This window comes from Frisingicoccus caecimuris (assembly GCF_004340975.1).
Lineage (GTDB): Bacteria > Bacillota > Clostridia > Lachnospirales > Lachnospiraceae > Frisingicoccus > Frisingicoccus caecimuris.
The window spans coordinates 51,222-71,361 of sequence record NZ_SLXA01000008.1 but is presented as its reverse complement, the minus strand read 5'-3'; the positions used below and the strand labels follow the sequence as shown (position 1 = coordinate 71,361).

Here is a 20,140-nt window from a genome sequence, read left to right as displayed (position 1 = left end):
TATTGACCTTTGGCTTTTAAACAATAAGGAGGATATAAATGAGCGAGAGAGAATTTGACGCCGACGTTATCATCGTGGGTGGCGGACTTGCCGGATGTTCTGCAGCAATCGTTCTTGCCAATGCAGGTCTCTCTGTTATCGTTATCGAACGCGGAGATTACTGTGGCGCTAAGAATATGACAGGCGGACGTCTCTATGGGCACAGTCTTGAAAAAATTATTCCGAACTTCAAAGATGAAGCCCCAATTGAGAGAATTATCAAACACGAGAAAGTTTCTCTTATGACAGCGGATGGTTCACTGGATATCGGATATGGTTCAGCAAAATTAAGTTCAGAGCCGGGAAATGCATCCTACACTGTACTTCGTGCAAAATTTGACCAGTGGCTGGCTGAAAAGGCTGAAGAAGCCGGCGCAGAAATTATCACAGGTATTCTTGTTGATAATATTATCGTTGAAGATGGCAAAGTTGTAGGTATCGAATCTGATGGTGAAGAGATGTATGCAGAAGCTATTATCCTTGCCGACGGTGTTAACTCATTGCTGGCACAGCAGATTGGTATGAAGAAAGAGCTTGAACCGGGACAGGTTGCTGTAGGCGCTAAAGAGACGATCAAACTCAGCGAAGAGATCATCAATGAACGTTTTGCTCTCAAAGAGGGCGAAGGTACAGCATGGCTTTCTGCCGGCGATCCTACCGTTGGCGGCTTTGGCGGCGGTTTTATCTATACGAACAAAGACACGGTATCCGTAGGTGTTGTTGCAACATTAAGTGATATCGGACACTCGGATGTATCTGTTCCTCAGATGCTTGACAGATTTAAGGAACATCCGGCAGTTGCTCCATTTATTGAAGGCGGAGAGACCATTGAATACTCAGGACACCTTGTACCTGAAGAAGGTATCCATATGATTCCTGAACTTTATAGAGACGGTGTGCTTGTGACTGGTGATGCTGCCGGCATGTGTATCAACCTTGGCTTTACTGTAAGAGGTATGGATTTCGCGATTGAGTCCGGACGTCTTGCTGCCGAGACATTGATCAAAGCACACGAAATTGGTGATTTCAGTGCGGCAACACTTTCAGAATATGAAAAAGCGCTGAAGGACAGCTTTGTTATGAAGGATATGGAGGGATGTAAAGGATTCCCAACACTGCTTACATGCAGAGGCATTTTTGAGGATCTTCCGGCCATGGCCGATGATATTGCAGCTAAGCTGTTTACAGTGGATGGTCAGCCAAACAGTGGACTTATTATGTACATTATTGAGTCCATTGCTAAGAAGACCAGCGCCAGGGAGCTCGTTGACATGATCACAAATATACTGGAGGCGTTCTAATATGAAGAAATTGAGTGTTGAAGCGAAGTTAGGCCTTGACTTATTCCATACGGATGAAGAGAACTCTCATATTGATGTAGACCTTGAGTGTACAGATGAAGAGGAAATCAGAAAACTCGTTCTGGCCTGTCCGGCAGAATGCTATAAGTACATTGATGGAAAGTTTAGCTTCTCATATCTTGGATGCCTTGAGTGCGGAACCTGCAGAGTTCTTTCCCATGATAAGATTGTTAAGGGATGGAAACATCCACATGGTGAAATCGGGGTATCTTTCAGACAGGGTTGATAGACCGTGATATAATGAGTCACATCAGAGGGAGACTTTTGGTGTGACTCATTTAATTGGAGGAATATAAATGGGCAGAATTATTATTTTTACCGGTAAAGGCGGTGTGGGAAAGACCAGTGTGGCGGCTGCTCATGCCATAGCCTCGGCTGACGAGGGGAAAAAGACCCTGCTTGCCAGCGCGGACATGGCGCACAATCTCGGCGATATTTTTGAGACGGAAGTCGGAAGGCATATAAAAAAGGTGAGAGAAAATCTGTTTCTGCTGGAGCTGGACCCGGATATGCTTATGAAAGAAGAATTTCCGAATGTCAATAAAGCGATCACTTCGCTGATGGGAAGCTCAGGGGCGGCGCTCGGGAAGGATGGAAACAATTTTATGATTCCCGGATTCGAGAACCTTTTTTCGCTGATGAAAATTAAGGATATATATGAGAGCGGTGAGTACGACAGGATTATCGTAGATTGTGCGCCGACGGGCGAAACATTATCGCTCCTGAAACTGCCGGAACTGCTCACCTGGTATATGGAAAAGTTTTTTCCGGTGGGTAAAGTGATGGTCCGGGTGCTGGCTCCGGTATCGAAGGTCAAATATAAAGTGACCCTTCCGACGCATCAGGCGATGAATGAGATTGAAGAGATGCATGGCCAGATGGTCCTTTTGCAGGAGCTTCTTAAGAATCCAGAGGTCTGCAGTGTGCGTCTTGTGTGTGTGCCGGAGAAAATGGTTGTCGAAGAGACAAAGCGTAATTATATGTATTTAAGCTTGTATGACTACCAGGTCGATGGGGTTTTTATCAATCGTATTCTGCCGGAGGATACGGGCAGTGAATTTATGAACCGGTGGCGGGATATACAGAAAAAATATATAGATGAGCTTGAGAGAGTATTTGTGGATGTGCCGGTGACAAAGATACCGTGGTATTCGAAAGAAGTCCGCGGAAAAGAAGCAATCGAGCGGCTGGCCAGAGATGTGTTGAAAACACCGAACCTTTTTAAGATAAATGTGCAGAGAGAAAAAGAGACCTATGATGTCATTGACGGCGGATATTGTCTGTCGATCAGGCTCCCGGGGGCTGAGGCGGATAAAGTGAACGTTACGGTGCATGATATGGATGTAGATATAAAAGTGAATAATTATAACCGATGTATTCCTCTTCCAAATACACTGCGGGGGGCACGGGTTACAGATGTATACTTTCAGGAAGATATACTTCGGATTTGCCTGAAGGTGGAGGAAAGGATGTGAGGCAGCCATGAGAATTCTTATCTATACCGGGAAGGGCGGTGTTGGAAAGACGAGTATCGCGGCCGCTACTGCTGTAAATATCGCACTTTCCGGAAAAAAAGTCCTTGTTATGAGTACGGATCAGGCCCATAGTCTGGCAGATTCCCTGGATATGCCGTTGGGGTTTGAACCGACAGAGGTTTTTGAAGGGCTTCAGGCTCTGGAGATCGATCCGGTAGCCGAAAGTACAAAAGCATGGGGAAATTTGCGGGATTATCTAAAGCAGATTATTTCAGAGAAAGCCAACGGAGGCATTGCGGCTGATGAAGTGCTGCTGTTCCCGGGATTGGATGAACTCTTTTCACTGCTGAAGATTCTGGACGCCTATGAAAGTGGCGCCTATGATGTCATTATTGTAGACTGTGCGCCGACGGGAGAGACCCTGTCCCTGCTCAGATATCCAGAACGTTTGGGCGTTCTGGCAGACAGATTGCTGCCGTCAGTGCGCAGTATGAATAATGCATTGGGGGGGCTGATATCCCGAAAGACCCAGGTGCCGAAGCCGAGGGATCAGGTATTTGAGGAATTTGATAAGCTGGTCAAACGTCTTGCACAGCTGCAGAAAATCCTGAAAAACAGAGAGCTTGCCAGCATGCGTATTGTGACGACACCGGAGCGTATCGTTATGGACGAGGCGCGTCGCAGCTATACCTGGATTAACGAGTATGATTTTGGCGTGGATGCCATTTATGTAAATAAAATTTATCCGGAAGAAGCGATGCAGGGATATTTTGCGGGGTGGACGGATATGCAGGCAGAAAGCCTCAGACTTGCGGAGCAGAGCTTTGGTGATTGCAAGGTTTTTAAGCTGATGCTGCAGGAAGATGAGCTCCGTGGAATTGAAATTTTGAAATCGGTTGGATGTGAACTTTACGCTGAGTCCGATCCGGAAACGGTATTCAGCCGTGAACAGGCTTTCAGAATGGAAGATGAGCAGGGAACGCGGCTTTTTATTGTCAAACTTCCGTACGTGTCGGAAAAAGAGATTGACGTTTCTAAGGACGGAGAAGATTTGATTCTTGTTGTGCGTAATCAGACAAGACGCTTTCATTTGCCGGACAAAGTGCGCAGAAGAAAAATGACAGATTGGTCATTTGATAATGGCGAACTTTGTATTCGGTTTGATTATGACTAAGGTGGGAAGGTGTAAATTATGGAAGAGAAAAAAGATATTGGGCTCAGTTATCTGCGTCAGTTAGACATGAATCCTCCAAAGGAAAGCAAGTTGCTTTATTTTCAGTTCAGCGCAAAATACGGAGAAACGACAGGACGTAAGATGCTTACGGATCTTTACAGGAAAATTCGTGAGTTTGAAGATAATCCGGAATATCTCAGAGAATTTTATGAGATGAAAAACGAATCGCTGGATAAAGCCCTGCTTTTTAACGGCGGATATCAGGCAGATAATTACAGACAGATCTGCAATTGGATCGTAGACAATCATGATGTTTTTGGAAAAGAGATTCTGGATGCGGGATGCGAGTGCGGAATTATGAGTTGCTTCCTGGGAATGGCATTGCCTGAATCTCATATCACAGCAGTTGACCGGAGCTCAAATGCGATCAGGGCGGCTAAGGAACTGGCAGAAAGGTTGGATGTAAACAACATTACATTTATAAATACGGATGTCACCAATCTTCCGGGACAGAAATACGATACGGTATTTGCCATGCGTCTTCTTCAGGAAAATTGTGAAATTAATGATGTAATGTCAGGTTATAATATGTTAAAGGCGGAAGCGGCGGATTTTGCTGAGAATATTGATGATTTTGCAAAGAAGCTGGCCGGTCTTGTAGCTGAGAATGGTTACCTGGTATCTGCGGAGCGATGCGATGTGGACCCGGTATTTCTTGGATGGATTCAGAAACTCAATGAATGCGGCCTTGCCGGCCTTCCGGAATGTTATCGCGAAATTGTCTGTGAAGAGATGGAAAATCAGGGTCGGATACAGGTTTTTGCGGCCCGGAATTCAGGCATGGAAGATGCGGATGAAGTGTATCGATTCTGGTGCGCATGTCAGATCGTTCATACAGATTTGGCAAAGAATTCTCAGTATACGGGATGGTATGCGGACATGGAACTCCAGAACTTTGGCAAGGAACTTCTGAATGGATTCATTTTGCAGGATTCTGACGGAAATAATCTTCTGACCTATTCTCTTTGGTCTCATAAGGAATTCCCGGATTTTCTGCTTCTATATCAGGCTATGAGCGATGAACATATCCTTTCTCTCTATCAGGCATCGTCGAAGGATGATCTTATCCGCCAGATAGAAGATTTGAAACGGGAGTATGTACAGGCCGGAACAGTGGCAAAGCCGCTGATTTTTGAAGAGGGCGTTCTGAAGATCGGATATTAAAAAGCGGAGACAGAAAGAGATAAAAAACTGGTGATTTGATGAGAAACTGAAAAAAGCCGCATCGCGCGGCTTTCTTCAGTATTCTTATCATTAAAAGGGGGAGGGTCCATCCTTTCGGATGGAGTTATGAAAAAATTAATCAAAATTTCTTTTGATGACTATAGTATATCCATGTCCTGTGAAAAATATGTGGGCATGATGTGAACAAATTGTTAATTTTTTGAAAAAACATATTGATTTTTTTGCCCAAAAGCGTTAGAATAATAAAGCACATCGAAGCGTGGCTCAGTTTGGTAGAGCGCTGCGTTCGGGACGCAGAGGTCGCGTGTTCGAATCACGTCGCTTCGACGATGGAAAAGCACCGGAAAGTCTAGGTTTAAGGCATCCGGTGCTTTTTTGTTTTAGAACCTCTTTTCTTTGCATAATTCGGTTTGACTTGGCAAAATAATACAAGTATAATTAATAAAAATATGTTTTTATTTTGAAAGCATGTTGCGGAACGGAGGTAGGGTTATGGAAAGTTCGAGACTACCGTTTATTTCGGTGGTGATTCCGGTGCGAAATGAGCATAAATATATACGGGCCTGTCTGGATTCGGTGTTACGGCAGGATTATCCGCGGGACAGACATGAAGTGCTGCTGGCAGTAGGTCCATCTGAAGACGATACAGAGGAAATTATCCGGGAATATGAGGAATGCTATGGTCATATCCATATGCTGAAAAATTCAAAGGGTACGATTTCCTGCGGTTTGAATATCGGCATCAAAGCGGCAAAAGGCAAGTATATTGTTCGCATGGATGCACATTCAGAATTTGCTCAGGATTATATTTCAAAATGTGTGGAATATCTGCTGAAAAGCGGCGCTGAAAATGTGGGCGGGCCAATGGTAGCAGAAGGGAAAAATCCAATTCAGCGCGCAGTGGCTGCCGCCTATCATTCGCCATTTGCCCTTGGAGGCGGAAAGCAGCATATTAAAGATTATGAGGGCTATAGCGACACGGTTTTTTTAGGAGCTTTTAAAAAATCCATAGCGGAAGAAATTGGTTTGTTTGATGAAAAATTAATTTTAAATGAGGATGATGATTTTAATTTCAGGCTTAGTGAAGCTGGTGGCAAGATTTATATATCCAGTGAAATTCACAGTATCTATTATCCACGTGATACTTATTTTGGGCTTATCAAACAATATTTTGGCTATGGGTTCTGGAAAGTCGCAGTCATAAAGAAGCATCATAAACCAGCGCGGTTGTCCCATCTTGTTCCGATGATGTTTGTTTTGTTTTTAATATTCGGAGGATTCATGAGCTGTTTCAGTCAGAGATTCCGAAAATTCTATGCTGGAGTGATGGGACTTTATACAGTAATGGATGTGGGGGTTTCTTGTACATTGAAAGCGGAGGATACTTCGGATGGATTCATGCTGCGCCTGAGGCTGATATTGATTCATTTTCTGCTGCATGTTTCCTATGGCTGCGGATTTATCGCCGGACTGATTCGTTGACAAACCTGTGTAAAAGCTTTAAAATAGAAAAGATATAATATAAATAGAAAATTCAGGAAAGAGAACCCATTATGAGTGAAAAGATATTAACGGTTGTCGTGCCGAGTTATAATGTAGAAGCTTATTTGGAAGAAACGCTGACCTCTTTTATCCATCCGGATATTATAGAAGATCTGGAGGTCCTGATTGTCAATGATGGTTCAGTGGACAGGACAGAGGAAATTGGCAAACGGTATGAGTCAGAGTATCCGGAGACATTCCGTGTCATCACAAAGGTAAACGGTGGTCATGGTTCCACCATCAACCGGGGCATTGAAGAGGCTGCCGGGAGATATTTTAAAGTCGTGGACGGCGATGACTGGGTAGATACGGAAAATTTCCGACGGTTAATTAAAATGTTAAAACGATTAGACGTGGATGTGGTCGGAAGTAATTATACAATGGTGGACCATGTGACGCGAAAACCGACGAAGCTTCAGGAATATCCTTTTGAAAAGGTGGAATATGGAAGAATCTATCATCTGGAAGACATTGTTGGCAAGACGACAGTATCAATGCATGCCATGACGATCAAGACAGAGATTCTTCGAAAGATGAGGGTGAAGATTGATGAGCATATGTTCTATGTTGACATGGAGTATATCACTTTCCCGATTCCATATGTAGATACACTGATCTTCCTTGAACCATCGGTGTATCGGTATCGACTGGGAGTACCGAATCAAAGTATGTCTATTAAGAAAATGCAGGCGAATCTGAAAAATCATCTGCATGTTTTGTTGCGTCTGGAACGCTATATGGAACATATGGACGGAAAGTTGAGCGATGCACAGAGGCAGTATATGAATGAAATCATCGGATGGATGATCGGTAGTCAGATGAAGATTTATATAAGTTTCCCTCTGGGGAGCGGTAAGCAAAAAGAGGCAATGGCGTTCGATGCTTTTATGAAGAAGCGGAACCCCGGGGCCTATCGCAGTGTAAAAAATAAAGCGGTGTGGTTCATGCGGTATACGGGATTTTTAACCTTCCCGGTGGCCGTGCTGGCGTTTAAACACCGTAGAAATTCTTATTAAAATACGTGTAAGGAGATTCTGGATATGAATCTGATGATGGAACGTTTAAATACACTTTTTCGATATAAAGATTTATTACGGGAGCTGGTGGTCCGGGACTTGAAGTTAAAGTACCGGAGAAGTTTTCTTGGTTATCTGTGGAGCATTTTAAATCCTTTACTGATCATGCTGGTCATGGTGGCCGTATTTTCCCATATGTTTCGCGCGGGGATCGAGAATTTCCCGGTATATCTGTTGTCCGGACAGGCGGTATTTGACTTTATTCGGAATTCAACGACAATGGCTATGTATTCCGTATTGGATAATGGGGCGCTGATTAAAAAAATCTATGTTCCGAAATATATTTTCACATTGTCCAAAATCACAAGTACCATGGTGGATTTTGTATTTTCTCTGGGGGCCCTGGTGCTTGTTATGATCGTGACGCGTTCAGCGTTTACACCCTATCTGCTGGCAACGCCGATTCTCGTTATTCAGGTTTACATTTTTGCCTGTGGCATGGGATTTTTCTTGTCGGCGGCAAATGTGTTTTTCAGAGATATTCAGTATATTTACGGAGCATTTCTGGTAGCATGGCAGTATATTACGCCGCTGTTTTATCCGATCGATCTGCTCCCGCAATGGCTCCGATCAATTGTTGAATGGATTAACCCGGCCTGGTATTATGTAGAACATTTCAGAGATTTGGTCCTTTATGGATGCTTCCCGACCATGCGGGTATTTGTAGGCGGTTGGATATGGGCTTTTATTATGCTGGTTTTAGGGTTGTTTGTGTTTAAGAAAACGCAGGATAAATTTATCTTATATTTATAGGAGCGCGGAAGATGGAACAGGATTATGTAGTTGACATTGAAAATTTGACGATACGGTTTAATCTGGCATCGGAAAAAATCAGTGATTTGAAAGAGTATTTTATAAAACTTATCCGGCGGGAGTTGATGTTTCAGGAATTTCTTGCGCTTCAGGATGTGAACCTGAAGGTAAAGCGGGGGGAATCCTGGGGGTTGATCGGAGTGAATGGTTCAGGAAAATCCACTCTGCTGAAATCCACCTGCGGTATATTAAAACCGTATAAGGGCAGTATTCGAATCAATGGTAACATCGCTCCGCTCATTGAGCTTGGCGCTGGCTTCGATTACAATATGACGGCGCGGGAAAATATATTTCTGAATGGTACAGTCCTTGGACACTCCCGTAAGTTTATGCAGGAGCATTTTGACGAAATTGTTGATTTTGCGGAACTGCATCAGTTTTTAGATGTACCGATCAAAAACTTTTCATCCGGTATGCAGGCCCGTTTGGGATTTGCCATTGCGACGATGGTGCGCCCGGATATTTTGGTCGTTGACGAGATTTTGTCTGTTGGTGATTATCAGTTCCAGCAGAAATGTTATGGTCGTATGCGGGAGATGTTGCAGGGCGGAACAACGCTGCTCTATGTTTCTCATGATATTGATTCAGTACGTGAACTTTGTAACCATGCCATTTGGCTGGAAAAAGGCCGGGTGCGTAAGAGCGGATTGGTCGATGAAGTCTGCGATGAATATATGCAGGTGAACAGATAGGAGGAAGAAATATGGGAAGACCAAAGGTATCAATTGTTGTGCCAATTTATAATGTTGAAAAGTATCTGCGCCAATGTCTGGATAGTGTTGTGAATCAGACATTAAAGGAGATTGAAATTATATGTGTGGATGATGGTTCTACAGATTCATCGCCAGAAATTATTCAGGAATACGTTGAAAAAGATAATAGAGTGAAGGTTATTTCAAAGCCAAACAGCGGATATGGAAATTCGATGAATCGTGGTTTTGACATGGCTGAGGGAGAATATATCGGTATTGTTGAGTCGGATGATTATGCAGAACCGAATATGTTTGAAGTATTGTATCGCATTGCCAGTAAAAATCGGTTGGATATTGTAAAATCCGGCTATTATTTTTACTATTCTATTCCGACAGAACGGAATGAAAAGATTGAAATTGTTTCAAAGGCGAGAGAAAATGTAATTTTTTGTCCAGCTACAGATTTTAAGGCGCCAATGGAAATGGTTGAGTTTTTTAATTTGAAGCCAACAATCTGGTCAGCCATTTATCGCAGAGATTTTATTCGCGAGAATAATATTCGCTTTAATGAAACGCCGGGAGCTTCTTTTCAAGATGCCAGTTTTAATTTTAAGGTAATGGCACTGGCAAAAAGGGTGCAGTTAATCCGGGATGCTTTTTTACATTATCGGCAGGATAATGAAAATTCTTCTGTAAATTCTGTGGGGAAAGTGTTCTGCGTTTGTGATGAATATGCGGAAATGCAGCGGTTTTTGGAGACTAATCCGGTGAACCGTGGAAGACTTGAGTGCGTTTGTAAACGTATAAAATATGATTCTTATATGTGGAATTTTGAGAGATTGGCACCAAAGTATAGATACATTTTTATCGAGCGTGCGGCTATGGAATTTAAAGAGGACTTTGAAAAGGGCACGATGAATCCGAAATATTTTGAGGAATATAAGTGGAAAGATGTGAAGCAGTTAGTGGAGGATCCGGTTGTGTATTATACGCGGAAAGCTTTGAATCAACCGGGTTATACATCAAAGGCTGTTCGGACGATTAAGAATTCTTATTCTTATAAAATCGGCAGATTAATTACTTTTTTCCCAAGAAAATTTCTTGGCGGGATTCAAAGTGTGAAAGATGACGGCATTGTTTATACGTTTAAGCTTGGATGTAAGAAGATTGCGAGGGGATTATCATGGTTAAAAGACCAAAAATCTCGATAATTATACCGATATACAATGTGGAAGATTATTTGAGCCGTTGTCTTGAGAGTGTGATGAACCAGACATTGTCTGACATAGAGATTATTGGCGTGAACGATGGAACAAAGGATAACTCTGTTGAAATTATGCGGGAATATATGGCGTTAGACAGCAGAATGCAATTGGTTGAAAAAGAAAACGGCGGTTTGTCATCGGCAAGAAATGCCGGATTAGCTGTGGCGACGGGAGATATGATTCTGTTTTTGGATTCGGATGATTATTTGGCATTGAATGCCTGTGAACGAATTTATGAAGAAAGATTGAATCACGGGGCGGATATCATCGTTTTTGGCTCAACGCCTTTTCCGGAGGTACCTGAGCCGGATCCGTGGACGGTATGGGCTCTCACTTGCCGGGATGTCTATTATCCTAAATTTCATCCGGATGCTTTATTCAAAGAACCGAGCGGAAACCCGTTTGCATGGAACAGAGCATTCTCAAGGGAGTTTTTAGTGCGGAATCATTTGACGTTTTCAGAAGAGGTGCTATTTGGCGAGGATCTTGTATTCATTTTTCAGGCAGCCCCATTGGCCAGAGGCATTCAGTTTATTAGTGATAAACTCCATTATTATCAATGTTTCAGACAGGGTTCTTTGATGAATAAATATAATGGGGAAAACGAACGGAAGTTATGTCAGCATGTTCGTAATATGCGTTTTATTACCGACTTCTGGTATAAAAAGGGATTTTTAAAGAAATGGAATCGGGAGTATACCCGCTGGTTTATACGCTTTATTGGATCGGATATCGTTGTGGATCGTCCGACGAATGCCAGATACTTAATCAGAGAAGTTATTAAAATTATGGATGACTATCAAATGAATGATGGACGATTGAAGATTAAAGCGCTTCAGGCGTTCTGTAAGGTGTTTGGATAGTGATCATTAAAATGGAGGAATCGGTATGAAATACGATTATTTAGTTGTAGGGGCGGGGCTGTTCGGATCGGTCTTCGCGTATGAAGCAAAGAAGCGGGGAAAGACATGCCTGGTGATCGATAAAAGGCCGCATATTGGCGGTAATGTTTATTGTGAAGAAATCGAAGGAATTAATGTGCATAAATACGGCGCGCATATTTTCCACACATCCAATAAGGCTACCTGGGAATATGTGAATCAGTTTGCAGAGTTTAATAACTATATTAACTCGCCGGTGGCAGTATATAAAGATGAATTATACAATCTGCCGTTTAATATGAATACCTTCAGTAAGATGTGGAATATCCGTACACCGCAGGAAGCCAAAGACATTATTGCAAAGCAGATTGAAGAACTTCACATTGAAGAACCGAAGAATCTGGAAGAGCAGGCATTGTCTCTTGCTGGCCGTGATGTTTACGAAAAGCTGGTCAAAGGTTATACGGAAAAGCAGTGGGGGCGTGATTGTACGGAACTGCCGGCGTTTATCATCAAGCGTCTGCCGCTGCGCTTCACATACGATAATAATTATTTCAATGACCGTTTCCAGGGAATTCCTATGGGCGGCTATACAAAAATCATTGAGAAAATGTTGGATGGCGTAGATGTAAAAACAAATACGGATTATTTTCAATTTATAAAAGAAAATCCGGATATTGCACAAAAGACGTTGTTTACCGGTATGATCGATGAATTTTATGGTTATAAGCTGGGAGCGCTGGAGTATCGCTCTGTGCGCTTTGAGACAGAGGTACTTGACTGTGATAATTATCAGGGAAATGCCGTTGTAAATTATACAGCGAGAGAAGTGCCATATACGCGGATTATCGAACACAAGCATTTTGAGTTTGGTCAGCAGGAAAAAACCGTGATCTCCAGAGAGTATTCTTCTGAGTGGAAAGTAGGTATGGAGCCGTACTATCCGGTAAATAATGACGCAAACAATGCATTGTTCGAGAAATATAAAAAATTAGCAGCAAAGGAGGATAGGGTGATATTCGGCGGCCGTCTTGGAAATTATCAGTATTATGATATGGATAAGGTTATTGAGGCGGCGCTCGAACTGGTTTCAAAGGAATTGTAAGTCTGTATAGAGGGGGCGGACGAAGGGTTATATTTTAATAAAGGGGTGAAGCCGTGGATATTCGACAATTGGAATATTTTGTGGAATTGGCTAAGACAAGAAATTTCCGAAAAGCATCGGAACATTTACATTTGTCTCAACCGGCATTGAGTAAGAGTATCCGTCTTTTAGAGACAGAATTGAAGACAGTATTGATTGAGAGAACCAATAAAAGTTTTGAATTGACGGATACGGGACAGGCGCTGTTACAGAAATCTGTATGTTTGATTGAGCAGTTTCAGGACATTTACAAGATGATCGACGACGTCCGGTTATCGAATCAAGGGGAGATTAAGATAGGCATTCCAAATATTCTTGGCTATTTATGCTATTTTGAGCTGATCTGTGAGTTCCAGAAGAAGTATCCGGGAATCAATATTTCTGTATCCGGAGAGGGCACGAAAGATATCAATGCGGCCCTGAGAGAAGAGCGCTTGGATTTGGGAATGGGCATGCTTTCGGAAAACGTTCCGATTCCCAGAGACGTACAGGTGATACCACTGACTCACGATGAAGGCGTGGCAGTGGTCCACAGGAGTAAGGCCTATGCAGCTGTGGATGCAATCAGTATCCGGGATATGAAAGACGAAAATTTCGTTCTTATGAACGAACAGTATTTGCTCTATGATGATATTATGCAATTATGCATGCAGGCGGGATTCACACCGAATGTGACGGCGAAGAGCAGCCAGTGGGATTTCCCGTTGATGATGGTCGATGCCAATCTTGGAGTTTCCATACTGCCGAGACCGTTGGTAGAAAAAAGTCCTCTGCCGGATATTAAGGCGGTAAAGATTAAAGAGGGATTCAATTGGGATGTCGGATTCTTTTGTTTGAAAAATCGCCCGAGAACGCATGCGATGAATCAATTTATAGAATTTACAAAGGAATATTTGAAAGAACATAAGGAATTTCATTATATCTACTATGCGGATACGAGTGTCGAATGGAGTGGAAATTGGGATTCTGAAGAATCCAGGATTAAAAAAAATTAAAAAGAGATGTACTAAAAGAAAACCTTCCGGTGTTCCAATCCGGAAGGTTTTGTATTGAAATGAAATATGAATGGAACAGGAGGGGACTGTGCTCTGACCATATTTCTGTTAATTTAGTTTTGAAAGCAATGATTTGTATTTTGCTGTATCTTTTATGGTGATGTAAAAAAGATACGTTTGCTTCTGCATCCGTAATAGGAATTGGGATTCTGTCAAATGGAATGTTTGATGTGGTATGCTCTAATGATGCGTCAGTCACGAAACTGGGGAGAGATGAATTTTTAACCAGTTCGTTGAAAAAGGCAGTTTTAATTCGTATACAGAAAAAAAGAAGTATCACTTTGCAAGGACGAGACTGAGTGATGCTTCTTTTTGTATTGAGGGCTTAGGTATATATCTCCAAAATGGCAACTCAGGAAGCCGGTATCCCGGACAGATGATACACCTGAAAGTACCATCTGCCGGTGGTGATTTCCCGCTAATAATATAACCTTGATTACATTATAGTCATGTAGATAAAGATTGTAAAATACATATTATTTATTGAAATAATAACTATAGGTTATAAGATGTGGAGTGAATTTTACACAGAAATTGGGCAAAACCGCATTGTTATATTGGAGCGATTGTGATAAAATTAGTATCAGGTTGACATAGCTATGTGTCGGGGGTGCAGTGAATATGGGACTTTTTAAACGAAAACAGGTGTCCCGTTTCTATTTTCTGAGAAATGATGAGTTGGTTGTTTACATAAATAATCAGGGCGCTGAACTTATGTCCGTTAAGGACGCAAAAAATAAGACAGAATATATGTGGAATGGAGATCCGGATTATTGGAATCGACGTTCGCCCTTACTGTTTCCGGTAGTCGGAGAACTGAATGGACAGACATACCGGCATAATGGTCGTGAATACCGTATGCCGCGTCATGGATTCGCCCGGGATATGATTTTCAGCAAGAGTGCTGAGACGGACGACCAGATATGGTTTGTTCTGGACTCCAATGATGTGACAAAAAAGAGTTATCCTTTTGATTTCCATCTGGCAGTACGTTACCGCCTCAGGGGACGTGTTCTTGAGGTGAAATGGGTGGTGACAAACCGGGATTCTGAGCCGATGTTATTTTCAATTGGTGGACATCCGGCGTTTCGCTGTCCGTTGGAAAAGAACCAGGCACAGACAGATTATTATATAGGTTTTGATATGGAGGGGCGTGGAAATCCCAAATATCATTCAATCAGCCGGAGAGGGCTTTATGAGCCACAGGAATATGAGCTCCCGCTGGAGCAGGGACTCTACAGATTTGACAGAGAAACGTTCACAAAGGATACGCTGATCTTTGAAAATCAGACGACTCGGGTTTATCTGATACGCCCGGATAAACGGCCATATGTTACCGTGACTTTTGCGGCGCCGTTGTTTGGCGTCTGGTCACCGCCTGGAAAGCAGGCGCCTTTTGTATGCATCGAACCCTGGTATGGGCGATGTGACAGAGAAGGTTTCTCTGGTGATCTGATTGAAAAGGACTGGATACAATGTCTCCAGCCGAATGAAATATTTGAAGCTGCCTATTTTATGGAATTTTCTTAAAAAGAGAAAAGTGGACAGTTTATAGCTGTCCACTTCCTTCTCTTTGCGGGAGATTATGCTCTGAATACGAAGGATTCGCAGTCAGTACATTCGATTTTTGTCGGATGATTTTCGTGAGTACCGACTTTAATCTGGTTTAAAGTACAATAATCTTCTGTTCCGCAGTGGTGTTTGCATTCTTTGATAGAACACTGGATACAAGCATTTTTACTCATGTTATAGACTCCTTTCAAATGTTTGATAATTGATTTATAAATCCTTGGAAGGGTTTACACGAAATAGTATGCAACATAGTTTTAATTCTATTCAGAAAAGGGAATATTAAATCTGACATGTTTTGGACTTAATATAGAAAGACAGAGAAAATGAGCAATAAGAAAAAAGTGTTAATTGTTTCAGGATGTGCCGCTGGTGTTTTGGCGGCATGTTATGTTGGCGTATCTATTTATTTTATTCAGGTATTCTATCCAAATACTTCCATCAATGGAACAGATGTGTCCAATGAGTCTCCGGAATCGGTCAAAGAAACATTGGAGCAGTCGATGATGGCTTATGAAATGAAAGTGCTGACGATTGAAGGCACAACGGAAGTCCTTTCCGGAAAAGACTTCGATTTCGATTACAATTTTGATGAAGTTGATGAGTTAAAGATAAAAGAGATGGGCTGGCTCTGGCCGGTAAAATTCTTTTCACAGACGGATTATGAAATTAAAGCTGTCTATGAATGGAATGAAGAAAAATTAAATAAAAAGATTGACGAGCTTCAGTGTATGACTCAGGAAATGACAGCCCCGGTCAATGCGTCTTTAAATGTTGATGATAATGGCGTAAATCTGGTGAAAGAGAATAAGGGCAATACGCTGAAAAAAGAGACTGTAAAAGAAGAAATCGCCAAGGCTATGGGCAGTGGAAAGTCGGAGATTTCATTGGAAGAGGCCGGATGCTATGAATTGCCAAAGATTACGACCGAGTCTCCGGAGATTCAGGATGAGCTGAAAAAGGTCGATGAATTGTGCCAGGCAGAAATAACCTATGATTTCCATGGAAATGAAGAAAAGATTGGTAAGGAGCAGATCAGAAAATGGATTCGCCGGGGTGAAAACGGAGATTTCTATGTTTCAGAAAGTGCCGCGTACGATTATCTGTGTGAGATTTCAAATAAATACGACACCATTAATTCTTACCGGGATTTTTACTCTTCCCGGGGATATTGGATTACGTTGAATCCTGGAAGCTACGGCTGGGGAACAGATGTTGACAGCGAGATTGAGTTGCTGATGGACGATATCAAGAACAAGCGGGTTACAAGCCGGGAACCAATTTATTATATGACACCATATGATTATCTGGATCCGAATTCACCCGATGATATTGGATCTACCTATATAGAGATTGATTTGTCCGGCCAGTATATGTGGTACTATAAAGATGGTGCGCTTTTTATTTCGACACCGATTACATCCGGCACGATGAGTACTGGACATGGCACGCCTTCCGGAGTCTATTATATTCATAATCGTCTTCAGAATATTGTTCTCGTCGGTGATGATTACAGACAGCCGGTAAATTTTTGGATGAAGATTGTTGGTGGTGTGGGAATTCATGATTCACTGTGGCGTTCCACTTATGGCGGCACGGAATACCTGACTTCCGGTTCTCACGGCTGCATTAATACACCGTATGATGCGGTCGAGTCAATGTTCTGGAATGTTGAAATAGGTACGCCGGTTATCATGTATTATTAGTAAAAGGGACATTGTGGACTTTGACATTCACAATGTCCTTTTTTGATGCTATACTGAGATTAAATAAAAGGACAAGCGGGGGATTTACATGGAAAGAGTCGATTTAGTGTGCCTGGGGGATAGCATTGTTTATGGATATGGCGTAAGTCCCCGGTATGCCTGGCCTTATCTGGCATCGAAGACATTGGGGATTAATATATTAAATAAAGGGGAGAATGGGGATACGGCAGATGGTATGAACGTTCGCTTTATGAAAGATGTCGTTTGGAACCATCCAAAAGATGTATTTGTCATGGCGGGAGCCAACGATATTCTTATGGGGATTCCACAGGCCCATACAAGAGAAAGTATGGATATGATTATTGGAAAGGCCCTGACAGCGGGGATTGAACCAATGGTCGGCATTCCGCTTCAGGTGGACGGCGCAATGTTGAAAGACTGCTGGTATAGTTTTTTAGGTATTGATGAGACAATGGCTCTGTTTTCTGGTTACAGAGAGTGGCTTTTGAATTACTGCGAATGTAGGAAGATCCCGTATGTGGATTTTCAGAAAAAATTCCCTGAATATCTTGCAGGAAAGGGAATAAGCCGGGCTTTTCAGGATGGCGTTCATCCAACAAGAGAAGGTTATGCGGTAATGGCAGAGATTTTCTGTGATACTTATCGGAAAATAAAGGGCGTTTGTGGATAATGGAGGTGATACGGATGCGTTTTGTGGATATCATTGAAAAAAAACGATGGAAAGAAGAGCTTACAGAGGAAGAGATCCGTTGGTGGATTCTACGCTATGTGGCCGGTGAGATTCCGGATTATCAGGTGAGTGCTCTGTTGATGGCAATTTGCTTGAATGGGATGACGGCCCGCGAAACATCGGCCTTGACAATGGCAATGATGGAGAGTGGTGAGACGATTGATCTGAGCCGGATTGAGGGTATCAAAGTAGATAAGCATTCCACAGGCGGCGTGGGAGATAAGACGACGCTGGCCCTGGGACCGATGCTGGCGGCCTGCGGTGCAAAGGTGGCAAAGATGTCAGGCAGGGGGCTCGGCTCTACCGGAGGAACACTGGACAAGCTGGAATCTATTCGAGGGTTTAATTGTTATTTGGACAAAGAGACATTCATTCGGCAGGTACAGGATATCGGAATTGCGGTCATTGGACAGACGGAAAGCCTTGTGCCGGCGGATAAAAAGCTGTATGCTCTTCGGGATGTGACCGGAACGGTGGCATCGATTCCACTTATTGCTTCCAGCATTATCTCAAAAAAACTGGCAGCGGGAGCGGAAGTGATTGAGCTGGACGTGAAGTACGGCGACGGAGCTTTTATGAAAACGGCGAAAGAAGCAGTAGAACTGGCGAGAATGATGATTTATCTGGGTGAAGCCTGCGGACGGAAGGTTCGGGCGATGATCACGGATATGAATGAACCTTTGGGGAGGGCTATCGGAAATGCGCTGGAAGTGAAGGAAGCAGTGGATACACTCCGGGGACAGGGACCGGCAGATTTTACAGAGTTGGTTTTGAGCAGCGGGGCTAATATTCTGGCGGAAGCCGGGCTGACGGCAGACAAAACGGAGGGACGCCGGAAAATGGAGGCTGTTATTGCCGATGGCAGTGCATTGAAGAAGTTAAAGCAAATGGTCAGAGCTCAGGGGGGAGATGCAGATCAGATCGAGCATCCGGAACTGCTTCCAAAAGCAGATTTTGTGACACCTGTATTTTCGAAAGAACGGGGCTATATCCGAAGGGCGAGAGCTCTGGAACTTGGACGGCTTGCCATGGAGATTGGAGCCGGACGGGAAACAAAGGAAGATGTGATCCACCCGGAAACAGGCATTGTTCTTGGCAAAAAAACCGGAGATTTTGTAAAACCGGGCGATATTCTGGCCTGGGTGCATCATCGTGGCCCACTAGAGGGAGAGTGGCTGGAACGATTATACACTGCTTTTGAAATGAGTGCTGAGCCGGTTCCTGAAAAGCAATTGATTTATAAGACGTTGTAAAACCGATGAAAGGGGTGGTTTTATGAAACAGCATGAAGTGACGCAGATACAGCCATTGCTGGATGGAAAAGGGTGTGTGAATGAGCCTGGCTGGGCGCGGAGCCTCGTATGGCAGTATGACAGAAAAAAAATTAAGGCGCCAAAATATCGGATTAAGGAATGGGATTATTATCTGATCACCAATGACCATTTTGGAGCGGCTTTTACCATTTCGGATTTAGGTTATCTGGGGATGATCAGTGTTTCCGTGCTGGATTTTGACAATACCTGGCATCATACGGAAACCGTGCTGGTCCCGCTTACAATGGGACGGCTCCGCCTCGGGAGCCATTCGGATTATGGGAATGCCAATTTCCAAAATCGTCGGGTACATTTGAAATACTCTATGGTTTTTGACCGCAGGAAGATTCAGTGCCATTTTAAGAGCTTTAAGGATGGACAGGACTTGAATGCGGAAATATGGCTGCTGCAGAAACCAGCGGAGAGTATGTGCATTGCAACACCGTGGCCAGATAAGCCGAAGGCCTTTTATTATAATCAGAAAATCAATTGTCTGCCGGCCAGCGGTTGTATCCGTCTGGGCGAAGAACAGTGGCGGTTTAAGCCGGAGGATGCCATGGGCGTTCTGGACTGGGGACGGGGCGTATGGACTTATGACAATATATGGTACTGGGGGACCGGAAGTGGCCGGATCGACGGGGTGCCGTTCGGAATTAATGTCGGTTATGGTTTCAGCGACCGTACCTCCGCCAGCGAAAATGTGATTTTTTATGACGGAAAGATCCATAAGTTATCCGATGTGACGCTGTGCATCCCTCAGGATATGGATGGTAATGAACTGTATACTGAGCGCTGGCAGATTCTTTCCTCCGACGAGCGTCTGGAAGGGGATTTTATTCCGATATTTGACCGAAGTGCCAAAACCGACATGAAGATTATTATGACAGACCAGCATCAGGTATTTGGCCGATTTACCGGGAAAGCCGTCCTGGATGACGGAAAAGTGCTGGATATTAAAGATTTTCTTTGTGCGGTAGAGGTCGTTCATAATAAATATTAATATTTAGGGCTGGACAAAATCAATTAATTTGGTATAATG

The 20,140-nt window shown here is 43.2% G+C and carries 19 protein-coding genes and 1 tRNA gene; 19 read left to right on the top strand and 1 reads right to left on the bottom strand.

Translation table 11 applies throughout. From position 1 onward, the window contains the following. The first annotated feature begins 38 nt into the window (after positions 1 to 38). The 15 genes from EV212_RS09005 to EV212_RS08935 all read left to right on the top strand — a co-directional run bounded on the left by EV212_RS09005 (position 39) and on the right by EV212_RS08935 (position 15,292). Positions 39 to 1,340, top strand: a complete 1,302-nt coding sequence (locus EV212_RS09005; RefSeq protein ID WP_132092076.1) for an FAD-dependent oxidoreductase — start codon at positions 39 to 41, stop codon at positions 1,338 to 1,340. A gap of 1 nt (position 1,341) precedes the next feature. Further along, complete coding sequence (locus EV212_RS09000; RefSeq protein WP_132092073.1) at positions 1,342 to 1,626, top strand: ferredoxin family protein; 285 nt, start codon at positions 1,342 to 1,344, stop codon at positions 1,624 to 1,626. 70 nt (positions 1,627 to 1,696) lie between these two features. Continuing rightward, entirely contained in the window at positions 1,697 to 2,875 is a 1,179-nt protein-coding gene (locus EV212_RS08995) for an ArsA family ATPase (RefSeq protein ID WP_132092070.1), read from the top strand. A gap of 7 nt (positions 2,876 to 2,882) precedes the next feature. Continuing rightward, positions 2,883 to 4,049 carry an ArsA family ATPase gene (locus EV212_RS08990; protein ID WP_132092067.1) on the top strand — a complete coding sequence of 389 codons (1,167 nt, stop codon included), beginning with the start codon at positions 2,883 to 2,885 and terminating at the stop codon, positions 4,047 to 4,049. An 18-nt stretch (positions 4,050 to 4,067) separates the two neighbouring features. Continuing rightward, on the top strand, positions 4,068 to 5,273 hold the full coding sequence (locus tag EV212_RS08985) for a class I SAM-dependent methyltransferase (RefSeq protein ID WP_132092064.1): 1,206 nt from the start codon (positions 4,068 to 4,070) through the stop codon (positions 5,271 to 5,273). Between the two features lie 274 nt (positions 5,274 to 5,547). Beyond that, positions 5,548 to 5,621 (top strand) — tRNA-Pro (locus tag EV212_RS08980). Between the two features lie 165 nt (positions 5,622 to 5,786). Next, positions 5,787 to 6,776, top strand: a complete 990-nt coding sequence (locus tag EV212_RS08975) for a glycosyltransferase family 2 protein (protein WP_165873345.1) — start codon at positions 5,787 to 5,789, stop codon at positions 6,774 to 6,776. Between the two features lie 71 nt (positions 6,777 to 6,847). Further along, positions 6,848 to 7,852 (top strand): glycosyltransferase family 2 protein, encoded by a 1,005-nt coding sequence (locus tag EV212_RS08970; RefSeq protein ID WP_132092058.1) that lies wholly within the window; start codon positions 6,848 to 6,850, stop codon positions 7,850 to 7,852. A 24-nt stretch (positions 7,853 to 7,876) separates the two neighbouring features. Next, complete coding sequence (locus tag EV212_RS08965; protein ID WP_132092055.1) at positions 7,877 to 8,665, top strand: ABC transporter permease; 789 nt, start codon at positions 7,877 to 7,879, stop codon at positions 8,663 to 8,665. An 11-nt stretch (positions 8,666 to 8,676) separates the two neighbouring features. Further along, positions 8,677 to 9,417 carry an ABC transporter ATP-binding protein gene (locus tag EV212_RS08960; RefSeq protein ID WP_132092052.1) on the top strand — a complete coding sequence of 247 codons (741 nt, stop codon included), beginning with the start codon at positions 8,677 to 8,679 and terminating at the stop codon, positions 9,415 to 9,417. 11 nt (positions 9,418 to 9,428) lie between these two features. Continuing rightward, positions 9,429 to 10,628, top strand: a complete 1,200-nt coding sequence (locus EV212_RS08955; RefSeq protein ID WP_132092049.1) for a glycosyltransferase — start codon at positions 9,429 to 9,431, stop codon at positions 10,626 to 10,628. After that, complete coding sequence (locus EV212_RS08950) at positions 10,601 to 11,545, top strand: glycosyltransferase family 2 protein (RefSeq protein ID WP_132092046.1); 945 nt, start codon at positions 10,601 to 10,603, stop codon at positions 11,543 to 11,545. Before EV212_RS08955 ends, EV212_RS08950 begins: the two co-directional genes overlap by 28 nt. A 25-nt stretch (positions 11,546 to 11,570) precedes the next feature. Then, complete coding sequence (glf, locus tag EV212_RS08945; RefSeq protein ID WP_132092043.1) at positions 11,571 to 12,668, top strand: UDP-galactopyranose mutase; 1,098 nt, start codon at positions 11,571 to 11,573, stop codon at positions 12,666 to 12,668. A gap of 53 nt (positions 12,669 to 12,721) precedes the next feature. After that, positions 12,722 to 13,702, top strand: coding sequence for a LysR family transcriptional regulator (locus tag EV212_RS08940; RefSeq protein WP_132092040.1), 981 nt, complete (start codon positions 12,722 to 12,724; stop codon positions 13,700 to 13,702). Between the two features lie 681 nt (positions 13,703 to 14,383). Then, a complete protein-coding gene (locus tag EV212_RS08935; protein WP_243115516.1) occupies positions 14,384 to 15,292 on the top strand; it encodes an aldose 1-epimerase family protein in 909 nt (302 codons plus the stop codon). Positions 15,293 to 15,345: 53 nt separating this feature from the next. Here EV212_RS08935 and EV212_RS08930 read toward each other — a convergent pair whose 3' ends face one another. Next, a complete protein-coding gene (locus tag EV212_RS08930) occupies positions 15,346 to 15,507 on the bottom strand; it encodes a DUF1540 domain-containing protein (protein ID WP_132092037.1) in 162 nt (53 codons plus the stop codon). A 150-nt stretch (positions 15,508 to 15,657) separates the two neighbouring features. Here EV212_RS08930 and EV212_RS08925 point away from each other — a divergent pair, with 150 nt between their 5' ends. From EV212_RS08925 to EV212_RS08910, 4 genes are all read left to right on the top strand, one after another. After that, on the top strand, positions 15,658 to 17,037 hold the full coding sequence (locus tag EV212_RS08925) for a L,D-transpeptidase family protein (RefSeq protein WP_132092034.1): 1,380 nt from the start codon (positions 15,658 to 15,660) through the stop codon (positions 17,035 to 17,037). A gap of 88 nt (positions 17,038 to 17,125) precedes the next feature. Then, complete coding sequence (locus EV212_RS08920; RefSeq protein WP_132092029.1) at positions 17,126 to 17,728, top strand: GDSL-type esterase/lipase family protein; 603 nt, start codon at positions 17,126 to 17,128, stop codon at positions 17,726 to 17,728. A gap of 14 nt (positions 17,729 to 17,742) precedes the next feature. After that, entirely contained in the window at positions 17,743 to 19,041 is a 1,299-nt protein-coding gene (locus EV212_RS08915; protein WP_132092026.1) for a pyrimidine-nucleoside phosphorylase, read from the top strand. Positions 19,042 to 19,063: 22 nt separating this feature from the next. Next, positions 19,064 to 20,101, top strand: coding sequence for a DUF2804 domain-containing protein (locus EV212_RS08910; protein ID WP_132092023.1), 1,038 nt, complete (start codon positions 19,064 to 19,066; stop codon positions 20,099 to 20,101). The last annotated feature ends 39 nt before the right edge of the window (positions 20,102 to 20,140 follow it).